Source organism: Streptomyces griseoloalbus, from assembly GCA_014650015.1.
Taxonomy (GTDB): Bacteria; Actinomycetota; Actinomycetes; order Streptomycetales; family Streptomycetaceae; genus Streptomyces; species Streptomyces griseoloalbus.
In genome coordinates this window covers 27,000-46,351 of the sequence record BMUD01000028.1, presented here as the reverse complement: position 1 = coordinate 46,351, position 19,352 = coordinate 27,000, and the positions used below count along the sequence as shown (strand labels likewise).

Below are 19,352 nucleotides of genomic sequence, written 5' to 3'. Positions count from 1 at the left end.
TGGTGGACGAGAGCCGGACCGAGGCCGCGGTCCGGCGGTCACCGGGAGCGGGAGCGGATGCCGCTCCGGGCACGTTTCACGATGTGGGAAACTGGTCTAGACAACCCTGAACAGTGAAGGGCAGCAACACATGGCTGAGCGCCGCGTCAACGTCGGCTGGGCCGAGGGTCTCCACGCCCGCCCCGCCTCCATCTTCGTCCGAGCCGCCACGGCCGCAGGCGTCCCGGTGACGATCGCCAAGGCCGGGGGCGACCCCGTCAACGCGGCTTCGATGCTGGCTGTTCTGGGCCTGGGCGCCCAGGGCGGTGAGGAGATCGTCCTCGCTTCCGACGCCGAAGGTGCGGACGTCGCCCTCGACCGTCTGGCGAAGCTGGTCTCCGAGGGGCTCGAGGAGCTCCCCGAGACCGTCTGAGCCCCCGTGTGACAGCCGCGGAGCCGCGTCGTCCCTTTCGGGCGGCGCGGCTCCGTCGTTTTCGGGCGGCGCGGCTCCGTCGTTTTCGGGCGGCGCGGCTCCGTCGTTTTCCCCGGCCCACCGGGTCCGCCTGATTCATTCCCTTGCACTCTTGCCCGCTTGGCCGCGATTTCCGTGCGGGCACGCGAAAAGCATGCGGTGGCGAATTCGCCGCGCGCTTGGAAAAGGGCAGCGGAATGGCGTCGGAACCGATTGCTCTTCTTTGTATACGGCCCTTGTGTTAATGCCGCAGACTCGGCATGTTTACGGGATGTTGCGAGTTCCTCACACGATCCGTGCGGCCGGCGCGATCGGCACCCAGGGCGAAACGCAGGCGGTGCGCGGCGCTCGCGCGCTCGGTGTGCAGCGCCGTGACGGCCCGCGCGCGCTCGCCGTCGCCGCGCGCCACGGCGTCCACGATCGCGCCGTGTTCCGCCCAGTACTCGACCGGGTCGAGCGGCCCCTCGCTGGCGTACATCCAGGCGATCTTGTGCCGCAACTGGGTCAGCACCGACGCCAGCGCCGGGCTGCCGGAGGCCTGGGCGAGCGTCTCGTGGAACCAGCCGCCCAGGGAGCGCAGGTCGTCGCTGTTGCCCTGACGGGCGCGTTCCTGCCCCAGCCGGACCAGACCGCGCAGCACCTTCAGATGGGCCTCGGTGCGGCGCTGGGCCGCGCGGGAGGCGCCGAGCGGCTCGAGGAGCAGGCGCATCTCCAGCAGGTCGGCGGCCTCCTGCTCGGTGGGTTCCGCGACGCACGCCCCCGCATGCCGCCGGGTCACCACGAAACCCTCGGCCTCCAGGGTGCGCAGGGCCTCCCGGACGGGGACGCGGGAGACGCCGTACCGGCGGGCGAGGAGTTCCTCCGTGAGCCGGCTTCCGCGCTCGTAGACACCCGCGACGATGTCGTCCCGGATCGCCGTGCACACCGAGTGCGCGGGAATACGCATGACCGACCTCCGGCTTAATCCCCGTGAAACGTCGAAGATTGACGTGTGTTCCGTGACTCTATTGCAATCAGCGGGATTTTCCGACGGAGGTCCGGAATCCATGAGTATTTTTTGGACAAGCGGCCCCCTGAAACGCCGAAAGCCCCGGCTCGGGAGCCGGGGCCACGGGAAGCGAGGGCGCCCGCCACGTCGGCGGCCGGCGCCCGCATGTGTCAGAGGTTCACGCCGTGCGCGCGGAGGTAGGCGACGGGGTCGATGTCGGAGCCGTACTCGGCGGTCGTGCGGGCCTCGAAGTGCAGATGCGCGCCCGTGACGTTCCCGGTCGCGCCGGAGAGGCCTATCTGCTGGCCGGCGGTGACCTGCTGGCCCACCGAGACGCCGATGGACGACAGGTGACCGTACTGGGTGTACGTGCCGTCGTTCATCCTGATGACGACCTGGTTGCCGTACGAGCCGCCCCAGCCGGCCTCGACGACGGTGCCGATGCCGACCGACTGGACGGGGGTGCCGCTCGCGGCGTGGAAGTCGACACCGGTGTGGCTGCCGGAGGACCAGACGGCGCCGCCGCTCTTGTAGCCGGTCGACACGTAGGAGCCGGGGATCGGGGAGACGAAGGTGTTGAGGCGCTTGCGCTCGGCCTCACGCGCGGCGCGCTCCTTCTCCGCGCGGACCCTCTCGGCCTCCTCGGCGGCCTTCTCGCGCGCGGCCTCCTCGGCGGCCTTCCGCGCGGCGGCCTCGGCGGCCTCTCGTGCGGCCTCGTGCTGGGCGGCCGCCTGTGCGTCGATCCGGTCGGCGACCACGTCGCCCAGGGTGACGACGGGCGTGAGACCGGTCTGCGCGGCGGCCGGTTCGGCGGCCAGCGCGGGGGCCGTGAGGGAGCCGACGACGCCGGTGGTGGCGAGCGCCGCGACGCCCGCCGCACGGGCGGTGCCACGCTGTGTCCGGCTGGGACGGCGGTGCTTCCCGGAGGCGCGGGTGAACGCCATGTACAGGCTGGTCCTTTCCTTCCCTCTCGCCTACCGGGTTAGCTGACGGGTTCGGAGCAGGAAGGTCTCCTACGGACTCCCTCGCGACACGCGCGGGCGTCCGATTCACCCCAGGGACTACAGGTGGGTCCCCGGCTCCCCTGGCTCGCGCCGTACGGGGACTCGGCGATGGCTGTCCGCTGCCGCGGATGCGGCGCACTGCCCGACGAACAGCCCGGAAGACGCTAAGCGGGAGGTCTTCCCTTCCTCAAACAGATCCCGGTTTTTGTAGCGCATCCCACAGGGCAGACAGGCAGCCTCCGCCTCAATTCGGACATAACGAGGCCCTGATGACTCTCGTGTCACCAGGGCCCCACGCGCGCGTGCGCCCGCGCGCCTCGCTACTCGGCCGTCACGACGGTGACTTCACCGATCCCGAGGGCCTCGACGGGCGCCTTGATCTGCGCCGCGTCCCCGACGAGGACGGTGACCAGACGGTCCACCGGGAAGGCGTTCACGACCGCCGCGGTGGCCTCCACGGTGCCGGTCGCGGCCAACTGCCGGTACAGATCGGCCTGGTAGTGGTCGGGCAGGTGCTGCTCGACCTGGTCGGCCAGGGTGCTCGCGACGGCCGCGGCGGTCTCGTACTTGAGCGGCGCCACGCCGACCAGGTTCTGCACGGCGACGTCGCGTTCGGCGTCGGTGAGCCCCTCCGCGGCGAGGGTGCGCAGCACCGTCCACAAGTCGTCCAGGGCGGGGCCGGTGTTCGGGGTGTCGACGGAGCCGCTGATGGCCAGCAGTGCCGCACCCGTGCCGTCCGGGGCGGACCTGAGGACCTGCCCGAACGCCCGTACGCCGTAGGTGTAGCCCTTCTCCTCGCGCAGGACGCGGTCCAGACGCGAGGTGAGGGTTCCGCCGAGGCAGTACGTGCCGAGCACCTGGGCGGGCCACACACGGTCGTGCCGGTCGGGACCGATACGGCCGAGCAGCAGCTGCGTCTGGACGGCGCCGGGACGGTCCACGATCACGACCCGGCCGGTGTCGTCGGCGACCACGGCCGGAATGGGGCGCGGCCGGCCCGCGGAGCCGGTCCAGGTGCCCAGGGTGTCGCCGAGCAGCGCGTCCAGGTCCACGCCGGTGAGGTCACCGACGACCACCGCGGTCGCCGTGGCGGGGCGGACGTGCTGCTCGTAGAAGGCGCGTACGGTCGCGGAGTCGATGCCGGTGACCGTCTCCTCGCTGCCCTGGCGCGGGCGCGACATGCGCGAGCTCGCCGGGAACAGCTCCTTGGAGAGCTCCTTCGCGGCCCGGCGGGAGGGGTTCGCCAGCTCGTGCGGGATCTCGTCGAGACGGTTGCGGACGAGCCGTTCGACCTCGCTGTCGGCGAAGGCGGGCGCCCTGAGGGCGTCGGCGATCAGCCCGAGGCCCTTGGCGAGCCGTGAGGCCGGGACCTCCAGGCTGAGGCGGACGCCGGGGTGGTCGGCGTACGCGTCCAGGGTGCCGCCGCAGCGCTCCAGTTCGGCCGCGAACTCCTCGGCGGAGTGCTTGTCGGTGCCCTCGGAGAAGGCCCGCGCCATGATCGTGGCGACACCGTCGAGACCGGCCGGCTCGGCCTCCAGGGGCGCGTCGAGGAGCATCTCGACGGCGACGACCTGCTGGCCGGGGCGGTGGCAGCGCAGCACGGTCAGGCCGTTGTCCAGCGTGCCGCGCTCGGGGGCCGGGAAGGCCCAGGGCTTGGCCTCGCCCGCCTGCGGCTGCGGGTGGAAGTCCATCGTGGCGAGCTCGGTCACTTCGCCGCCTCCTCGTTCTCGTCGGTGCCGGCGACTGCGGCGGCTTCCTCGGTGTCCTCTGCCTCGGCGGCGACCGGCTCGTAGACGAGTACCGCGCGGTTGTCGGGGCGCAGGCGTGCCTTGGCCACCTCCTGCACCTCCTCCGCCGTCACCTCCAGGACACGCTGTACGGCGGTCAGGGCGAGCTGCGGGTCACCGAACAGCACGGCGTACCGGCACAGTTCGTCGGCGCGGCCCGCTACCGTGCCGAGCCGGTCCAGCCACTCGCGCTCCAGCTGGGCCTGGGCGCGCTCCATCTCCTCGGCCGTGGGGCCCTCCGCGGCGAACCGGGCGAGCTCCTCGTCGATGGCGGCCTCGATGACCGGGACCTCCACGTCGCCGGACGTCTTCACGTCCAGCCAGCCCAGGGAGGGCGTTCCGGCCAGCCGCAGCAGGCCGAAGCCGGCGGCCACGGCCGTGCGGTCGCGCCGTACCAGCCGGTTGTAGAGCCGGGAGGACTCGCCGCCGCCGAGGACGGTGAGGGCCAGGTCCACCGCGTCGCACGCGCGCGTGCCGTCCTCCGGCAGCCGGTAGGCGGCCATCAGCGCACGCGCGGGGACCTCCTCCTCCACGATCTCGCGCAGCTGGCCGCCCATGACGTCGGGCAGCGTTCCATCGCGCGGCGCGGGCTTGCCGTCGTGGGGCGGGATGGAGCCGAAGTACTTCTCGATCCAGGCGAGCGTCTGCTCCGGGTCGATGTCGCCGACGACGGAGAGCACGGCGTTGTTCGGCGCGTAGTACGTGCGGAAGAACGCGCGGGCGTCCTCCAGGGTGGCCGCGTCCAGGTCCGCCATCGAGCCGATGGGCGTGTGGTGGTACGGGTGGCCCTCCGGGTAGGCGAGCGCGGTCAGCTTCTCGAAGGCCGTGCCGTAGGGGACGTTGTCGTACCGCTGGCGGCGCTCGTTCTTGACGACGTCCCGCTGGTTCTCCATGGACTCGTCGTCCAGGGCGGTCAGCAGGGAGCCCATGCGGTCGGCCTCCAGCCAGAGGGCGAGCTCCAGCTGGTGGGCGGGCATGGTCTCGAAGTAGTTGGTGCGCTCGAAACTGGTGGTGCCGTTGAGGGAGCCGCCGGCGCCCTGGACCAGCTCGAAGTGGCCGTTCCCCTTCACCTGGGCGGACCCCTGGAACATGAGGTGCTCGAAAAGGTGAGCCAGGCCGGTACGTCCCTTGACTTCGTGACGCGAACCCACGTCGTACCAGAGGCACACCGCGGCGACCGGGGTCAGGTGGTCCTCGGAGAGCACCACGCGCAGGCCGTTGGCCAGGCGGTGCTCGGTCGCTGTCAGGCCGCCGGAGCCTGCCTGGGCTGTGGCCGTGTGACCCATGGGCATGTACGTCCCTTCGATCGCGGAGGCGGTCGTCGATACCGCCGTTTCTGCCGGTCCTGCCACTGTATGCAAGCGCGCGGAGCACCCGCGAAGTTCCCGGCCCGGGCCAGGTACGCCGAGAGCGAGAACCTGATGGGGGAAGTGGTGCGCGGGTGACCCATGGGTCACAGGGGGCGTCCCCGCGTCCCGCACCGGACGCCGCATCCCGGCGGGCCGCACCTCCCCCGCGGACAGCGCGGCATCCCGCGCGGGGCCTTCGCGCCACGCGCGGGGCCTCGCGTCACGCGCAGGGCACCGGGAATCAAGCTGGGAGCGCTGTGGATCAGGCGTGGAGCACCCGGGACCAGGCCCTGGGCACCGTTGATCACGTGCAGAGCACCGCGGAACGTGCGAAGAGCACCGTGGAACACGCACAGAGCACCGCGGAACGTGCGAAGAGCACCGTGGAACACGCACAGAGCACCGCGGAACGCGCGAAGAGCACCGTGGAACACGCACAGAGCACCGCGGATCACGCGAAGAGCACCGCCGATCACGCAGCGAGGACCTCGGATCACGCGCGGGACCGCTCGAAGTCCCGGCACGGGGCCTCTCGCCCCCCGGCCCGGAACCGCCGGCCTCGCGCACCCGCCCCTGGCATCCTCCGGGGCCCCCGACCACAGCGCGACCCACGCCGGTTCCACCCACCTCGGTGATGGCGTCACCCGCACGGGCCCCGAGCGCCCGCGCCGGACTCCGCGTCGTCGCACCGAACCGTCGAGCCCCCACGCGCCGGTCGCAGGGTGACTCCGCATCGGCTGTGGAACGGTCCCGCCGGTCCCGCGCGTTGGATCGGTCGCGGGTGCGCGTAGCCTGCTTCGCGCCGTGGCCACCCGGCCGCGTCGGACGGCCGGAGCCTGGTCCTGGTCCCGCTTGTCAGTGCGACGGTCCACAATGGTCCGCGTCAGATCCCGTCACATGCTTCAGCAAGGAGCCGGCAGCGATGGCCCGCCGCAGCACGAAGACCCCGCCGCCCGACGACTCGTACGAGGAGAGGATCCTCGACATCGACGTCGTCGACGAGATGCAGGGCTCCTTCCTCGAGTACGCGTACTCGGTCATCTACTCGCGCGCCCTGCCGGACGCGCGCGACGGCCTCAAGCCGGTGCACCGCCGCATCGTCTACCAGATGAACGAGATGGGGCTGCGGCCGGAGCGCGGCTACGTGAAGTGCGCCCGCGTCGTCGGCGAGGTCATGGGCAAGTTGCACCCCCATGGCGACGCGTCGATCTACGACGCCCTGGTACGCATGGCCCAGCCGTTCTCGATGCGCGTCCCGCTGGTCGACGGCCACGGCAACTTCGGCTCGTTGGGCAATGACGACCCGCCCGCCGCCATGCGGTACACCGAGTGCCGCATGGCCGAGGCCACGAGCCTGATGACGGAGTCCATCGACGAGGACACCGTCGACTTCGCGCCCAACTACGACGGCCAGGAGCAGGAACCGGTGGCGCTACCCGCCGCCTTCCCGAACCTCCTGGTCAACGGCGCTTCGGGCATCGCCGTCGGTATGGCCACCAACATGCCGCCGCACAACCTGCGCGAGGTCGTCGCGGCCGCACGCCACCTGATCAGGCACCCCAACGCCGACCTCGACGCCCTGATGAAGCACGTCCCGGGCCCCGACCTGCCCACCGGCGGGCGGATCGTCGGCCTCTCCGGCGTCCGGGACGCGTACGAGACGGGCCGCGGCACATTCAAGATCCGCGCGACGGTCACGGTGGAGGACGTGACGGCGCGCCGCAAGGGTCTGGTCGTCACCGAGCTGCCCTTCACGGTGGGCCCCGAGAAGGTGATCGCCAAGATCAAGGACCTCGTCGGATCGAAGAAGCTCCAGGGCATCGCCGACGTCAAGGACCTCACCGACCGCGAGCACGGTCTGCGTCTGGTCATCGAGATCAAGAACGGTTTCGTGCCGGAAGCGGTGCTGGAGCAGCTGTACAAGCTGACGCCGATGGAGGAGTCCTTCGGCATCAACAACGTGGCGCTGGTGGACGGCCAGCCCCTCACCCTGGGCCTCAAGGAACTCCTGGAGGTCTACCTCGACCACCGCTTCAACGTCGTACGCCGGCGTTCGGAGTTCCGCCGCACCAAGAGGCGCGACCGGCTTCACCTGGTCGAGGGTCTGCTGACGGCCCTGTTGGACATCGACGAGGTCATTCGCCTCATCCGCTCCAGCGAGAACTCCGCGCAGGCCAAGCAGCGTCTGATCGAGCACTTCTCCCTCAGCGAGGTCCAGACCCAGTACATCCTGGACACACCGCTGCGCCGCCTCACCAAGTACGACCGGATCGAGCTGGAGGCGGAGAAGGACCGGCTGAACGCGGAGATCGAGGAGCTGACCCGGATCCTGGACTCGGACGCGGAGCTGCGCAAGCTGGTCTCGGCCGAACTCGCCGCGGTGGCGAAGAAGTTCGGCAACGACCGTCGTACGCTCCTGCTGGAGTCGGCCGGGGTCCCCGCCGCCGTGCCGCTGCAGGTGGCGGACGACCCGTGCCGCGTACTGCTGTCCTCCACGGGTCTGCTGGCCCGTACGGCGACCGACGAACCGCTCGCCGATGCCGCCGGCGCCAAGCGCGTGAAGCACGACGTGATCGTCTCGGCGGTACCGGCGACGGCCCGCGGCGAGATCGGTGTCGTCACCTCGGCCGGCCGCCTGCTCCGGTTGAACGTCGTGGACCTCCCGCAGCTCCCGGAGACGATGCCGACGCCGAACCTCTCGGGCGGGGCGCCCCTGGCCGAGTTCGTGTCGCTGGAGGACGACGAGCAGGTGGTGTGTCTGACCACGCTCGACGAGTCGTCGCCCGGCCTGGCGCTCGGCACGGAACAGGGCGTCGTCAAGCGCGTGGTGCCCGATTACCCCTCCAACAAGGAGGAGCTGGAGGTCATCACGCTCAAGGAGGGCGACCGGATCGTCGGCGCGGTCGAGCTGCGCACGGGCGAGGAGGACCTGGTCTTCATCACCGACGACGCGCAGTTGCTGCGCTACCAGGCAGGGCAGGTGCGCCCGCAGGGCCGCCCCGCCGGCGGTGTGGCGGGTATCAAGCTCACCGAGGGCGCGAAGGTCATCACGTTCACGGCGGTGGATCCTGCGGCGGACGCGGTGGTGTTCACGGTCGCGGGCTCGCGCGGCACGCTGGACGACTCCGTGCAGACGACGGCCAAGGTGACCCCGTTCGACCAGTTCCCGCGCAAGGGCCGGGCCACCGGCGGCGTGCGCTGCCAGCGGTTCCTGAAGGGCGAGGACTGTCTGTCCCTGGCCTGGGCCGGCCCGACCCCGGCCCGTGCCGCGCAGAAGAACGGCGCCGCGGTGGACCTCCCGGAACCCGACCCGCGCCGGGACGGTTCGGGCGTGTCCCTGGCGAAGACGGTGTCGGTGGTGGCGGGCCCGGTCTAGGTGTGCTGTCCCGGGACGTTGGTGACACGCGTGCTGGGTGCTTGAAAGGGTGAGGGTCTTCTGGGTTCGGTGTGGATTGCGAGATCTACGCCCGACCGCAGGAGGCCCTCGTGTCCCACCGTAATGCCCCGCTGACGCCGACCGGCAGGCTGCGTCTGGCCCGGTGTGTCGTGGACGACGGATGGCCGTTGCGGCGGGCCGCGGAACGTTTCCAGGTCAGCCACACCACCGCCGCCCGCTACCGGCAGCACGGCGAGGCCGGGATGCAGGACCGCTCCAGCCGCCCGCACCGCCAGCCCCACCGCACCCCGGCCGCCATCGAGGCGCAGGTTCTGCGGCTGCGACGCCAGCACCGCATCGGTCCGCTGCGGCTGGCGGCCCGCACCGGTATCGCCGCCTCCACCGCCCACCGCATCCTCGTCCGGCACGGCCTGCCCGCCCTGGCCGCCTGCGACCGGGCCACGGGCGAACCCGTGCGCCGCTACGAGCGAGCACGGCCCGGTGAACTGATCCACATCGACGTCAAGAAGCTCGGCCGTATCCCCGACGGCGGCGGCCACAAGGTCGGCAAGGTCGAACGCTTCCACCGCACCCTGCTCGAAGAGTGGGCCTACCAGCGGCCCTACACCTCAGACCGCGAACGCCAGGCCGCGTTTCCCGACTGGCTGGACTGGTACAACTACCACCGACCCCACACCGGCATCAGCGGCCAACCACCCGCCAGCCGCGTCACCAACCTGTCCGGTCAGCACACCTAGGCCGCGGGGTCCTCGGCCTCCTGCACATAGCGCAGAACGCCCCACATACCGTGCTCGTCGGCGTGTGGGGCGCTGTCGCTCCCGCACGCCTCCAACTCCGCGCGGAGAGCGGCGGCGTCGATGCCCGTCCCGATGAGCACCAGCTGCGTGAGCCGCTCCGCGTCGGGTGTCCAGGGCTCGGGGTAGAACCGCAGGAACCGCCCCACGGCATGCACGGCGTACCGGTTGCGGACGTCGTGCGGGCCGAAGTCCACGTATCCCTTGATCCGGTACAGCCCCGCGGGCCGGCTGTCCAGGAACCGGATCAAGCGCCGTGGGTCCAGCGGGCGCCCCGAGACGAAGGAGAGGCTGTCGTACGCGGAGTGGAGATGCGCGGTGTGATCCCCCTCCTCGTGGTCGTGGCGGTGCAGGTCGTCGAACGACAACTGCCCGATACGCTCTTCGCCGGGCCTGCAGTCGAAGAGGAACTCCGGATCGACACGACCGTACGAGGCGGGCACGACCGCGGCACGGTCGACAAGTGACCGGACGAGCCCCAGCACACGCTCCGCGTCCGTCACCCGGTCGAGCTTGTTCAGGACGACGAGGTCGGCGAGGGCGAGGTGCCGGTCGATCTGCGGGTGCCTGGCCCGGGTGTCCTCGAACTCGGCGGCGTCCACGACCTCGACGAGTCCGCCGTAGACGATCCCCGGATGTTCGCTGGCGAGCACCATCCGCACGAGCTCCTGCGGTTCGGCCAGGCCGCTGGCCTCGATGACGATGACGTCGATCCCGGCGGAGGGCCGGGCCAGCCGTTCCAGGTACACGTCGAGTTCGCCGCTGTCGACCGCGCAGCACAGGCAGCCGTTGCCGAGCGACACGGTCGAGTCCCCGAGGGCACCGGCCACGGCCATGGCGTCGATCTCGATGGCCCCGAAGTCGTTGACGACGGCACCGATGCGACTGCCGCCGCTGCGGTGGAGGAGGTGGTTGAGCAGGGTGGTCTTCCCCGAGCCGAGGAATCCGGCCAGCACCACGACCGGAATCTGCCGACCGCTGCTCCGCACCACCACGCGACCCCTCTCACACCTGGGCGTACCCCGGCTCACGGCTGCGTGCGAGCCCGAGGACTGACTGACGCCCCAGGATACGAGCCGTGCGAACGGCGGCGAAGTGAACGATTGTCAGCAGCATTCGCGGGGCAGACGTCGGGCAAGGCGCCGGTTTGCGCGACCCTCGCTTCCCTCCGCGCGCCTCAAGGGACGTAACACACCAGGCGGCTCTTCCATCACCCATGAGGGTGGATTACGCGCGCGGCAGTGATACGTCCGCGCGAATCACGGAAGACCCCGAAGAAGCGATCAAGGGATCGCCCTTCAGGCCTTCGCGGCCTTCAGGCACCCGGCACCGCCACCGGCGCCCCCTCCCCGACATACCGGGCCACCGGCCTGATGATCTTCGAGTCCTCCGCCTGCTCGAGGATGTTGGCGCTCCATCCCACCACCCTCGCCGCCGCGAACGTCGGGGTGAACATCTCGCGCGGTACGCCGCAGAGTTCCATGACGACGCCGGCGTAGTACTCCACATTGGTGTGCAGCGCCCGGCCCGGCTTCAGCTCCGCCAGAATCGCCTCCACATGGCGTTCGACCTCCACGGCGAAGGCGACCCGGGGCCCGCCGAACCGCTGCGCCACCTCGCGCAGCATCCGCGACCGGGGATCCTCGGTGCGGTAGATCGCGTGGCCGAAGCCCATGATCCGCTCGCCCGCGAGGACGTGCTCACGGACCCAGGAGTCGATGCGCTCCGGCACCCCGATCGCGTCCAGTGTGTCCAGCGCCCGGCTCGGCGCACCGCCGTGCAGCGGACCCGACAGTGCCGCCACCGCCCCGGCCAGGCATGCCGCCACATCCGCGCCCGTCGACGCGATGACCCGTGCCGTGAAGGTTGACGCGTTGAAGCCGTGATCAATGGTGGAGATCAAGTACTGCTCGATCGCCCGCACCCGCTCCTCGTCCGGCTCCTTCCCCGTCAACATGTACAGGTAGTTCGCCGCGTACGACAGATCCTCACGCGGCTCCACCGGCTCCAGCCCGTTGCCCAGCCGGTACAGCGCCGTGAGCAGTGTCGGCACCGCCGCGGTCGCCTCCAGCGTGTCCCGCCTGCGCCGGTCGGCGTCGATGTCGTACACCGGCCGGAACCCTTTCGCGGCGCCGAGCAGGGACAGCGCCGTCCGCATCCCGGCGAGCGGGCCCGAGCGCCCGCCGGCCGCCGCGACGACGGGCAGCGCCTTCCGCACCTCGTCGGGCAGCATCCGCAGCGCGGCGGTCTCGGCGGTGAACGCCTCGGCGCGCCGCGCGTCCGGCAGTTCGCCGTGCACCAGCAGATGCCATACGTCCTCGAACCCGCGCGAGCGCGCCAGGTCGACGGCCGAGTACTGCCGGTAGTGGTAGAAGCCCTGGTCGCCCCGGACGTCACCGATACGGGTGTCGGTGACGACGACTCCCGCCAGCCCACGGGGCACCTCGACACGTGCCGCTACAGCCTCATTGACAGACATGACTTCCTCCTCGAACTTGATTCGACTGTCTATCCTTGACTGGAAAGCTGTCAACATTGATTGCATCAATGCTTCAGTCCGTGTGAGGCAGGACGGATACCGTGACCCCATGCGCGATCAAGACCTCTCCCCCGTCGGCTCGGACCGGCGCCTGAGCACCAAGGAGGCCGCCGAGCTGCTCGGCGTGAAGCCGGAGACCGTGTACGCGTACGTGAGCCGTGGCCAGCTCAGCAGCCGGCGGGCGCCCGGCGGCCGGGGCAGCACCTTCGACGCCGCGGAGGTGGAGACGCTCGCGCGGCGCAACAGACGCGGGAGCGCGGGCAGTTCGAGCGGTCCGGGCAGCGAGTTGTCCGTGCGGACCCGCCTCACCCTGATCGACAGCGACCGGTACTACTTCCGAGGTGTCGACGCCGTCGAACTGGCCACCCGGCACACCTACGAGGAGGTCGCCGAGTGGCTGTGGACGGGCCGGCTCCGCCCCGGTGCCGCATTCGGCGCACCCGAGGCGTCCGTCGCCGTGGCCCGGCGCGCCGTCGACGCCCTGCCCGAACACGCCACGCCCACCGACCGCCTGCGGGTCGCGGCCATCGCCGCGGCGACCGCCGACCCGCTGCGCTTCGACCTGTCCGAGGAGGCCGTACTCGGCACGGCCCGGTCGCTCATCCCCACCCTCGTCGCCGCCCTCCCCGCGGTCCCCCCCGGCCACCGCGACTCCGGTCCGCTGGCCCACCGCCTCTGGGCCCGGCTCACCGGGTGGGAGGCCGACGAGGCGCGGCTGCGCGTCCTGGACACGGCCCTCGCGCTCCTCGTCGACCACGACCTCGCCGCCTCCACGCTCGCCGTCCGCGTCGCCGCCTCCGCCCGCGCACACCCCTACGCGGCCGTCTCGGCGGGGCTGGGCGTGCTTGAGGGCCCGCTGCACGGAGCGGCCGGCGGCCTCGCGCACAGGCTGCTGCTGGAGGTTCTCGACCAGGGGGACGCGACCCCCGTGGTCGCCGACGAACTGCGGGCCGGCCGCCGCATCCCGGGACTCGGCCACCGCCTCTACCCCGGTGAGGACCCACGCGCGCGTGCGCTCTTCGCCCTCCTGGAGGACATCCCGCACGCCGGCCCCGCCCTGGCCGCCGCACGCGACATCGTGGCCACCGCCGCCCGCCACACCCCCCTGCACGCCAACGTCGACCTGGCTCTCGCCGTCTTCACTGCGTCCTCCGGCATGCCGGCCACGGCAGGCGAGACGATCTTCGCCGTCGCCCGTACGGCCGGATGGATCGCCCACGCCCTGGAGGAGTACGGCGAGCGCCCCCTGCGTATGCGCCCCAGCGGGCAGTACGCGGGGCCGAAGCCACCACGGCCGCTGCCCGAGCCGGACGCGGGTGGGGTGACACGTCACTCCTGAGCAAGTCAGGTTAGGCTCACCTCTGTGAGTACGTGCACAACCGTCTCCCGCACGCTCGACGAGCCGGTCGCGGGAACCGCGGCCACCGCGAGCACCTGGCTGCTGCTGGAGCAGTCCGGCCCCTGGGGTGCCAAGGCGCTCACCTCGAGCCATCTCGACCCCGCGCTGGGCCGCGCCCTGGAGACGGCCGCGAAGGGCACCGGGGTGCGCATCGCGCTCATCCGCCGCCCCGGGCGGCACGCGGACTGCCGGGTGCCCGCCACGCGACAGGTGTATGTGGCCCACACCGTTCCGGGCAACGTGTGGCTGCGCGCCGCCACGACCGCGGAGCCCGAACGGCTGCTCGACCTCGATTTCGCCGCGCTCGGCAGGGGCGAGCCCGACACGTTCGACACGGTGCTCGGCGGGCGGCCCCACGAGGGCGACCCGCTCGCCCTCGTCTGCACCAACGGCAAGCGTGACCGCTGCTGTGCCCTCCTCGGCCGCCCTCTGGCGGCCGAACTGGCCGCTTCCGGGGTCAAGGGCGTCTGGGAGGTCACCCACCTGGGTGGTCACCGCTTCTCCCCCACGGTGCTCGTCCTGCCGTACGGCTACGCCTACGGCAGGGCCGAGGCACATCTCGTCGAAGAGGTGCTGCACAGGGCGCAGGAGGGCCGGATCGTCGTCGAGGGGTGCCGCGGCAGGTCCGCCTGGGAGCGGCCCGGTCAGACGGCCGAGCTGGCCGTCCGGCACGCGGTGGGCGAGTACGCCGCGGAGGCCCTGAGCGTCGTACGGACGGACGGCGCGGCGTCCCGCTGGGAGGTGACCGTCGCCCACGTGGACGGGCGCCGGTGGCTGGTGGAGGTCGCGCAGGGGGCCTCGCTTCCGCCCCGTCCGGAGAGCTGCGGGTCGGTGCTCGGTTCACCCGCGCGGATGGACGTGATGGCGGTCCGCGAGATGACCGTGGCGGCGCTGGCCGGCTGACCGTCCCGCGCGGCCACAGAGCCCCGCGCGGTGCAGTGATGGGCAGGCCCCACAGGCGTCCCCCGTGCCGGTCGGTCCCGCACGCGCGTGAGCCGCGTCCCGCCCGCGCGCCCGGGAGATCCCCGCCACACCCCTGCGGCCCCCCGCGCCCACCCACGTACCGTCTTGGGTATGAGTCCCACTCCCCCCGCACGCCGCCTGCGCCTCGGCCTGCCGCGGCGGGTGTTCTCGCAGGTCCTGCTGATGCAGCTGGCGATCGCCGCGGGAGTCGCCGTGCTCGCCACCGGACTGTTCCTCGCGCCGCTCGGCGACCAGCTGGACGACCAGGCGATGCGCCGCGCCCTCGCGATCGCGCAGACCACCGCCCAGCAGCCGCAGCTCGCGCACGACCTGCGCGGCACGGCACCGTCCCCGGACGGACCGGTGCAGCGGGACGCGGAACGGATCCGGAGAGCCACCGGTGCCGAGTACATCGTGGTGCTGGACCGGCGGGGCGTGCGCTGGTCCCACACCGACCCGCGGCGGATCGGCGGCAGGGTGTCGACCGACCCCGGCGAGGCACTGGCCGGACATGACGTCATGGAGATCGACGAGGGCACCCTGGGACGCTCCGCACGGGGCAAGGTGCCGCTGCGCGACGACGACGGCGAGATCATCGGGGCGGTCTCGGTCGGCATCGCCTACGACAGCGTCCGGGCCCGGCTGATCCACGCCATCCCGGGGCTGTTCGCGTACGCGGGCGGCGCCCTGGCCGTCGGCGCGCTCGCGGCCTGGCTCATCTCGCGGCGGGTGCACCGGCAGACCCGCGACCTGGCCTTCTCGGACATCGCGGCGCTGCTCGCGGAGCGTGAGGCCATGCTGCACGGCCTCCGGGAGGGCGTCGTCGCCCTGGACCGCACCGGGCGCGTCCGCCTTCTGAACGACGAGGCGCAGCGCCTGCTGGGGATCGGTGAGGAGGCCGTCGGCCACTCCCCCGACGAGGCACTCGGCGCGGGACGCACGTCCGATGTGCTGGCCGGACGGGTGACCGGCACCGATCTGCTCACCGTCCGCGGACCGCGCGTCCTGGTCGCCAACCGGATGCCGACCGACGACGGCGGCGCCGTGGCGACCCTGCGCGACCGCACGGAGCTGGACCGGCTCGGCCGGGAACTGGATTCCACCCGTGGGCTGATCGACGCGCTGCGCGCCCAGGACCACGAGCACGCGAACCGCATGCACACCCTGCTGGGGCTGCTGGAACTCGAGATGTACGACGACGCGGTGGAGTTCGTCGGCGAGGTCGTCGGCGACCACCGGGCGACGTCGGAACAGGTCACCGAGAAGATCCGGGATCCGCTGCTGGCGGCGCTCCTGGTGGGCAAGGCGACGGTCGCGGCCGAGCGTGGAGTGGCGCTGTGGGTCTCGGACCGGACCCGGCTGCCGGACCGGCTGATCGACCCGCGGGGACTGGTCACCATCGTGGGTAACCTGGTGGACAACGCCCTGGACGCCGTCGCCGGGACACCGCACGCGCGCGTGGAGGTCGAACTGCGCGCCGAGGGGCGCGCGGCGGTACTGGTGGTGCGCGACACCGGGCCCGGAATTCCGCCGGAGCAGCGCGAGTTGATCTTCACAGAGGGCTGGTCCACCAAGGAGCCGCCGGCCCACCGCGAGCGGGGGATCGGACTGCCCCTGGTGCGCAGGCTGGCCGAGCGGCAGGGAGGCAGCGCCGGTGTGGGCGAGGCGCACGGCGGAGGGGCGGAGTTCACCGTGGTCCTGCCCGAGGCCCTGACCGAACCGAGCACGCAGCCCGCTCTCGCCGGGGCGTCCGGCCCGACCGCCGACGAGGAGTCGCGGACCGTCAAGGAGGAGTCGCGGTGATCGAGGTCCTGGTCGTGGACGACGACATCCGGGTCGCGCAGGTCAACGCCGCGTATGTCGAGAAGGTGCCCGGCTTCCACGTCGCCGGGGAGGCGCACAGCGCGGCCGAGGCGCTCGGCTGCCTGGAGACACTGCCCCGGCTGGATCTCGTGCTCATGGACCACTATCTGCCCGACGAGACGGGGCTCGAGGTCGTCCAGGAGATGCGCCGGCGTGGCCACCAGACCGACGTGATCATGGTGACGGCGGCGCGTGATGTGTCCACCGTCCAGGCGGCGATGCGCCATGGCGCCCTGCAGTACCTGGTCAAGCCGTTCGCCTTCGCCGGTCTGCGCGTCAAGCTGGAGGCGTACGCGGAACTGCGGCGCACCCTCGACGGCGGCGGCGAGGCGGAACAGGCGGAGGTGGACCGCATCTTCGGCGCGCTGTCGGCGTCGGCCGAACACCAGCTGCCCAAGGGGCACTCCCCCACCACCGCCGAACTCGTACGGCAGTCGCTGATGAACGCCGACGGCCCGCTGTCGGCCCAGGAGATCGCCGAACGCACCGGGGTGAGCCGCCAGACCGCACAGCGCTATCTGAAGCTCCTGGAACGCACGGGACGGGCCAGGCTGACCCTGAAGTACGGCGACGCGGGCCGCCCGGAACACCGTTATGTGTGGGCGACCCGCGCCTGAGGACACGGCCCATGGGGGCGGGGGAAGGAACCGTGCCCTCCCTCCATACGGACGACGGCGCCGTCCGTCTCGACCGGGCCGTTACACGGCCCCCGCGCCGGTCAGTGAGCGCACCTCGGCCTCCGCGTGCCTGGCCTCGTCGGGAACCTCGGTCGAGGTGACCGTGCCAAGCCAGCCCGCGAGGAAACCCAGGGGGATGGAGACCAGCCCCGGGTTCTGCAGCGGGAAGAGCTGGAAGTCGACGCCGGGAAAGAGGGACGCGGGGCTGCCCGAGACCACGGGAGACAGCAGCACCAGCACCACGGCCGGGACCAGACCCCCGTAGACGGCCCACACGGCGCCGCGTGTGGTGAAGCCGCGCCAGAACAGCGAGTACAGCAGCACGGGCAGGTTGGCGGAGGCCGCCACGGCGAAGGCGAGGCCCACGAGGAACGCGACGTTGAGGTCGCGGACCAGCAGACCGAGGACGATCGCGAGCAGGCCGATGCCGACCGCGGCGACCCGGGCCACGGCCACCTCGCTGCGCGGTTCGCCGCTTCGGCGCCGCAGGGAGGCGTACAGGTCGTGCGCGACGGACGCCGAGGAGGCGAGCGTGATCCCGGCGACCACGGCGAGGATCGTGGCGAAGGCGACCGCGGCGACGATCGCGAACAAAATCGTTCCGCCCGTGGAACCGGCGCCGCCGCCCAGGTCAAGCGCCAGAAGGGGCACCGCCGTGTTCCCGGACGCGTCGGAGGCGCGGACGGCGTCCGGTCCGATGAGGGCGGCCGCGCCGAAGCCGAGCACGATCGTCATCAGGTAGAAGCCGCCGATGAGCCCGATCGCCCACACGACCGAACGCCGTGCCGCACGGGCGGTGGGGACGGTGTAGAAGCGGGACAGGATGTGCGGCAGCCCGGCCGTGCCGAGCACGAGCGCGAGACCCAGGCTGATGAAGTCGAAGCGCGCGGTCCAGTCCCCGCCGTAGGCGAGCCCGGGCGCCAGGAACGCTTCTCCGTGACCGCTGCGCTCGGCCGCCGTGCGCAGCAGTCGGTCGATGTCGCCGTGGAACCGCAGCAGGACGAGGACGGTCAGCGCGATGGTGCCGCCGAGCAGCAGGACCGCCTTGACGATCTGGATCCACGTGGTGGCGCGCATCCCTCCCAGCGACACATAGATCACCATGAGCACACCGACGCCGATGACCGTCCACGCCCGCACGGCCTCGCCGGTACCGCCGAGCAGCAGCGCGACCAGGCTGCCCGCGCCCACCATCTGCGCCACCAGGTACAGAACGGACACCGTGACCGACGAGGTTCCCGCCGCGATGCGCACCGGCCGCTCCCGCATGCGGGCCGCGACCACGTCGGCGAGCGTGAACCGCCCGCAGTTGCGCACCAGTTCCGCGACCAGGAACAGGACCAACAGCCAGGCCACGAGGAAGCCCACCGAGTAGAGCATCCCGTCGTAACCGACGAGCGCGATGAGTCCGGAGATGCCGAGGAAGGAGGCGGCCGACATGTAGTCGCCCGCGATGGCAAAACCATTCTCCATCGGCGAGAAGAGCCGGCCGCCCGCGTAGAACTCCTCCGCCGAACCGTGCCGGTGGCGGCTCACCCAGGTCGTGATGCCCAGCGTGACCGCGACGAACGTGCTGAACAGCAGCAGTGCCGACGTCCGGTGATCGACCGTCATGACGCACCGCCTCGTCCCCGCGCCAGCTCCTGGGTGTCCCAGCGCAGTTCCAGCGCCGCACGGTCCCTGCGCAGCCGTGCGTGCCGTACATAGGCCCAGGTGAACAGGAAGGTGGTCAGGAACTGGCCGAGCCCCGCCAGCATCCCCAGGTTCACGGCGCCCGCGACGGGCCGTGCCATCAGCTCCGGCGCGGTCGTGGCGGTGACGACGTACGCCACGTACCAGGCGAAGAAGACCACGACCGCCGGGACCACGAACCGCCGGTACCGGCTGCGCACCTCCTGGAAGGCCGCGCTGCGTTGCACTTCGAGGTAGACGTCGGCGGCTGCCGCGGCGCCGTTCCCGCGGCGCGCCGGCGGCACCCCCGTGTCGGCCGACTCGCCCCAGCCCGAAGCCAGGGCGTCGTACCAGGGATCGTCGTACCTCACGTCCCCCGAGTTACTTGGCTGCATGTCCAAGGATGGACAGAACGGGAAGATCCCTGACTCTTCTTCCCGTTCCTCTTCACTCCATCAGGTGACCCGCCC

Annotated in this window: 16 protein-coding genes and 1 riboswitch; of the genes, 8 read left to right on the top strand and 8 right to left on the bottom strand. The window is 71.7% G+C overall.

Translation table 11 applies throughout. From position 1 onward, the window contains the following. The first annotated feature begins 130 nt into the window (after positions 1-130). On the top strand, positions 131-412 hold the full coding sequence (locus IE178_RS30770) for an HPr family phosphocarrier protein (protein WP_184765914.1): 282 nt from the start codon (positions 131-133) through the stop codon (positions 410-412). 280 nt (positions 413-692) lie between these two features. Here the strand turns inward: IE178_RS30770 and IE178_RS30765 are convergent, their stop codons facing one another. From IE178_RS30765 to IE178_RS30750, 4 genes are all read right to left on the bottom strand, one after another. After that, positions 693-1,397, bottom strand: coding sequence for a GntR family transcriptional regulator (locus IE178_RS30765; RefSeq protein WP_193514527.1), 705 nt, complete (start codon positions 1,395-1,397; stop codon positions 693-695). A gap of 212 nt (positions 1,398-1,609) precedes the next feature. Beyond that, positions 1,610-2,383, bottom strand: coding sequence for a M23 family metallopeptidase (locus tag IE178_RS30760; RefSeq protein WP_184765912.1), 774 nt, complete (start codon positions 2,381-2,383; stop codon positions 1,610-1,612). 12 nt (positions 2,384-2,395) lie between these two features. Further along, positions 2,396-2,561: riboswitch (cyclic di-AMP (ydaO/yuaA leader) on the bottom strand. A gap of 202 nt (positions 2,562-2,763) precedes the next feature. After that, complete coding sequence (locus IE178_RS30755; protein WP_184765911.1) at positions 2,764-4,152, bottom strand: M16 family metallopeptidase; 1,389 nt, start codon at positions 4,150-4,152, stop codon at positions 2,764-2,766. Beyond that, positions 4,149-5,522 carry a M16 family metallopeptidase gene (locus IE178_RS30750; protein WP_184765910.1) on the bottom strand — a complete coding sequence of 458 codons (1,374 nt, stop codon included), beginning with the start codon at positions 5,520-5,522 and terminating at the stop codon, positions 4,149-4,151. Before IE178_RS30750 ends, IE178_RS30755 begins: the two co-directional genes overlap by 4 nt. Positions 5,523-5,671: 149 nt before the next feature. Between IE178_RS30750 and IE178_RS36655 the strand changes: the two genes are divergently transcribed. From IE178_RS36655 to IE178_RS30735, 3 genes are all read left to right on the top strand, one after another. After that, a complete protein-coding gene (locus IE178_RS36655) occupies positions 5,672-6,214 on the top strand; it encodes an alanine-zipper protein (RefSeq protein ID WP_369075357.1) in 543 nt (180 codons plus the stop codon). Between the two features lie 287 nt (positions 6,215-6,501). Beyond that, entirely contained in the window at positions 6,502-8,955 is a 2,454-nt protein-coding gene (locus tag IE178_RS30740; RefSeq protein ID WP_184765909.1) for a DNA gyrase/topoisomerase IV subunit A, read from the top strand. A gap of 110 nt (positions 8,956-9,065) precedes the next feature. After that, positions 9,066-9,713: an integrase core domain-containing protein gene (locus IE178_RS30735; RefSeq protein WP_193514525.1), complete on the top strand. Its 648-nt coding sequence runs from the start codon at positions 9,066-9,068 to the stop codon at positions 9,711-9,713. Here the strand turns inward: IE178_RS30735 and IE178_RS30730 are convergent. Both IE178_RS30730 and IE178_RS30725 read right to left on the bottom strand, forming a co-directional pair. Beyond that, positions 9,710-10,765, bottom strand: a complete 1,056-nt coding sequence (locus tag IE178_RS30730) for a CobW family GTP-binding protein (protein ID WP_193514524.1) — start codon at positions 10,763-10,765, stop codon at positions 9,710-9,712. The two genes, IE178_RS30735 and IE178_RS30730, sit on opposite strands and share 4 nt — an antisense overlap. Positions 10,766-11,085: 320 nt before the next feature. Continuing rightward, on the bottom strand, positions 11,086-12,249 hold the full coding sequence (locus IE178_RS30725; RefSeq protein ID WP_193514523.1) for a citrate synthase/methylcitrate synthase: 1,164 nt from the start codon (positions 12,247-12,249) through the stop codon (positions 11,086-11,088). 109 nt (positions 12,250-12,358) lie between these two features. Between IE178_RS30725 and IE178_RS30720 the strand changes: the two genes are divergently transcribed. The 4 genes from IE178_RS30720 (at position 12,359) to IE178_RS30705 (ending at position 17,151) form a co-directional block, all read left to right on the top strand. Beyond that, a complete protein-coding gene (locus tag IE178_RS30720) occupies positions 12,359-13,648 on the top strand; it encodes a citrate synthase (RefSeq protein WP_193514522.1) in 1,290 nt (429 codons plus the stop codon). Positions 13,649-13,672: 24 nt separating this feature from the next. Next, positions 13,673-14,611, top strand: coding sequence for a ferredoxin family protein (locus IE178_RS30715; RefSeq protein ID WP_193514521.1), 939 nt, complete (start codon positions 13,673-13,675; stop codon positions 14,609-14,611). Positions 14,612-14,782: 171 nt separating this feature from the next. After that, positions 14,783-16,474: a sensor histidine kinase gene (locus tag IE178_RS30710; protein WP_193514520.1), complete on the top strand. Its 1,692-nt coding sequence runs from the start codon at positions 14,783-14,785 to the stop codon at positions 16,472-16,474. Further along, complete coding sequence (locus IE178_RS30705; protein ID WP_184765903.1) at positions 16,471-17,151, top strand: response regulator; 681 nt, start codon at positions 16,471-16,473, stop codon at positions 17,149-17,151. Before IE178_RS30710 ends, IE178_RS30705 begins: the two co-directional genes overlap by 4 nt. An 81-nt stretch (positions 17,152-17,232) precedes the next feature. On the opposite strand, the gene IE178_RS30700 is transcribed toward IE178_RS30705, so the two are convergent. Together IE178_RS30700 and IE178_RS30695 are read right to left on the bottom strand one after the other, a co-directional pair. After that, on the bottom strand, positions 17,233-18,825 hold the full coding sequence (locus IE178_RS30700) for a monocarboxylic acid transporter (protein WP_193514519.1): 1,593 nt from the start codon (positions 18,823-18,825) through the stop codon (positions 17,233-17,235). After that, complete coding sequence (locus IE178_RS30695; RefSeq protein ID WP_184765901.1) at positions 18,822-19,277, bottom strand: DUF485 domain-containing protein; 456 nt, start codon at positions 19,275-19,277, stop codon at positions 18,822-18,824. Before IE178_RS30695 ends, IE178_RS30700 begins: the two co-directional genes overlap by 4 nt. Positions 19,278-19,352: the final 75 nt, after the last annotated feature.

Coding starts and splice junctions, on each gene's coding strand:
- IE178_RS30695 (WP_184765901.1), bottom strand. CDS start 19,277: ATGCAGCCAAGTAACTCGGGGGACGTGAGGTACGACGATCCCTGGTAC.
- IE178_RS30750 (WP_184765910.1), bottom strand. CDS start 5,522: ATGCCCATGGGTCACACGGCCACAGCCCAGGCAGGCTCCGGCGGCCTG.
- IE178_RS30700 (WP_193514519.1), bottom strand. CDS start 18,825: ATGACGGTCGATCACCGGACGTCGGCACTGCTGCTGTTCAGCACGTTC.
- IE178_RS30720 (WP_193514522.1), top strand. CDS start 12,359: ATGCGCGATCAAGACCTCTCCCCCGTCGGCTCGGACCGGCGCCTGAGC.
- IE178_RS30770 (WP_184765914.1), top strand. CDS start 131: ATGGCTGAGCGCCGCGTCAACGTCGGCTGGGCCGAGGGTCTCCACGCC.
- IE178_RS30760 (WP_184765912.1), bottom strand. CDS start 2,383: ATGGCGTTCACCCGCGCCTCCGGGAAGCACCGCCGTCCCAGCCGGACA.
- IE178_RS30710 (WP_193514520.1), top strand. CDS start 14,783: ATGAGTCCCACTCCCCCCGCACGCCGCCTGCGCCTCGGCCTGCCGCGG.
- IE178_RS30765 (WP_193514527.1), bottom strand. CDS start 1,397: ATGCGTATTCCCGCGCACTCGGTGTGCACGGCGATCCGGGACGACATC.
- IE178_RS30740 (WP_184765909.1), top strand. CDS start 6,502: ATGGCCCGCCGCAGCACGAAGACCCCGCCGCCCGACGACTCGTACGAG.
- IE178_RS30725 (WP_193514523.1), bottom strand. CDS start 12,249: ATGTCTGTCAATGAGGCTGTAGCGGCACGTGTCGAGGTGCCCCGTGGG.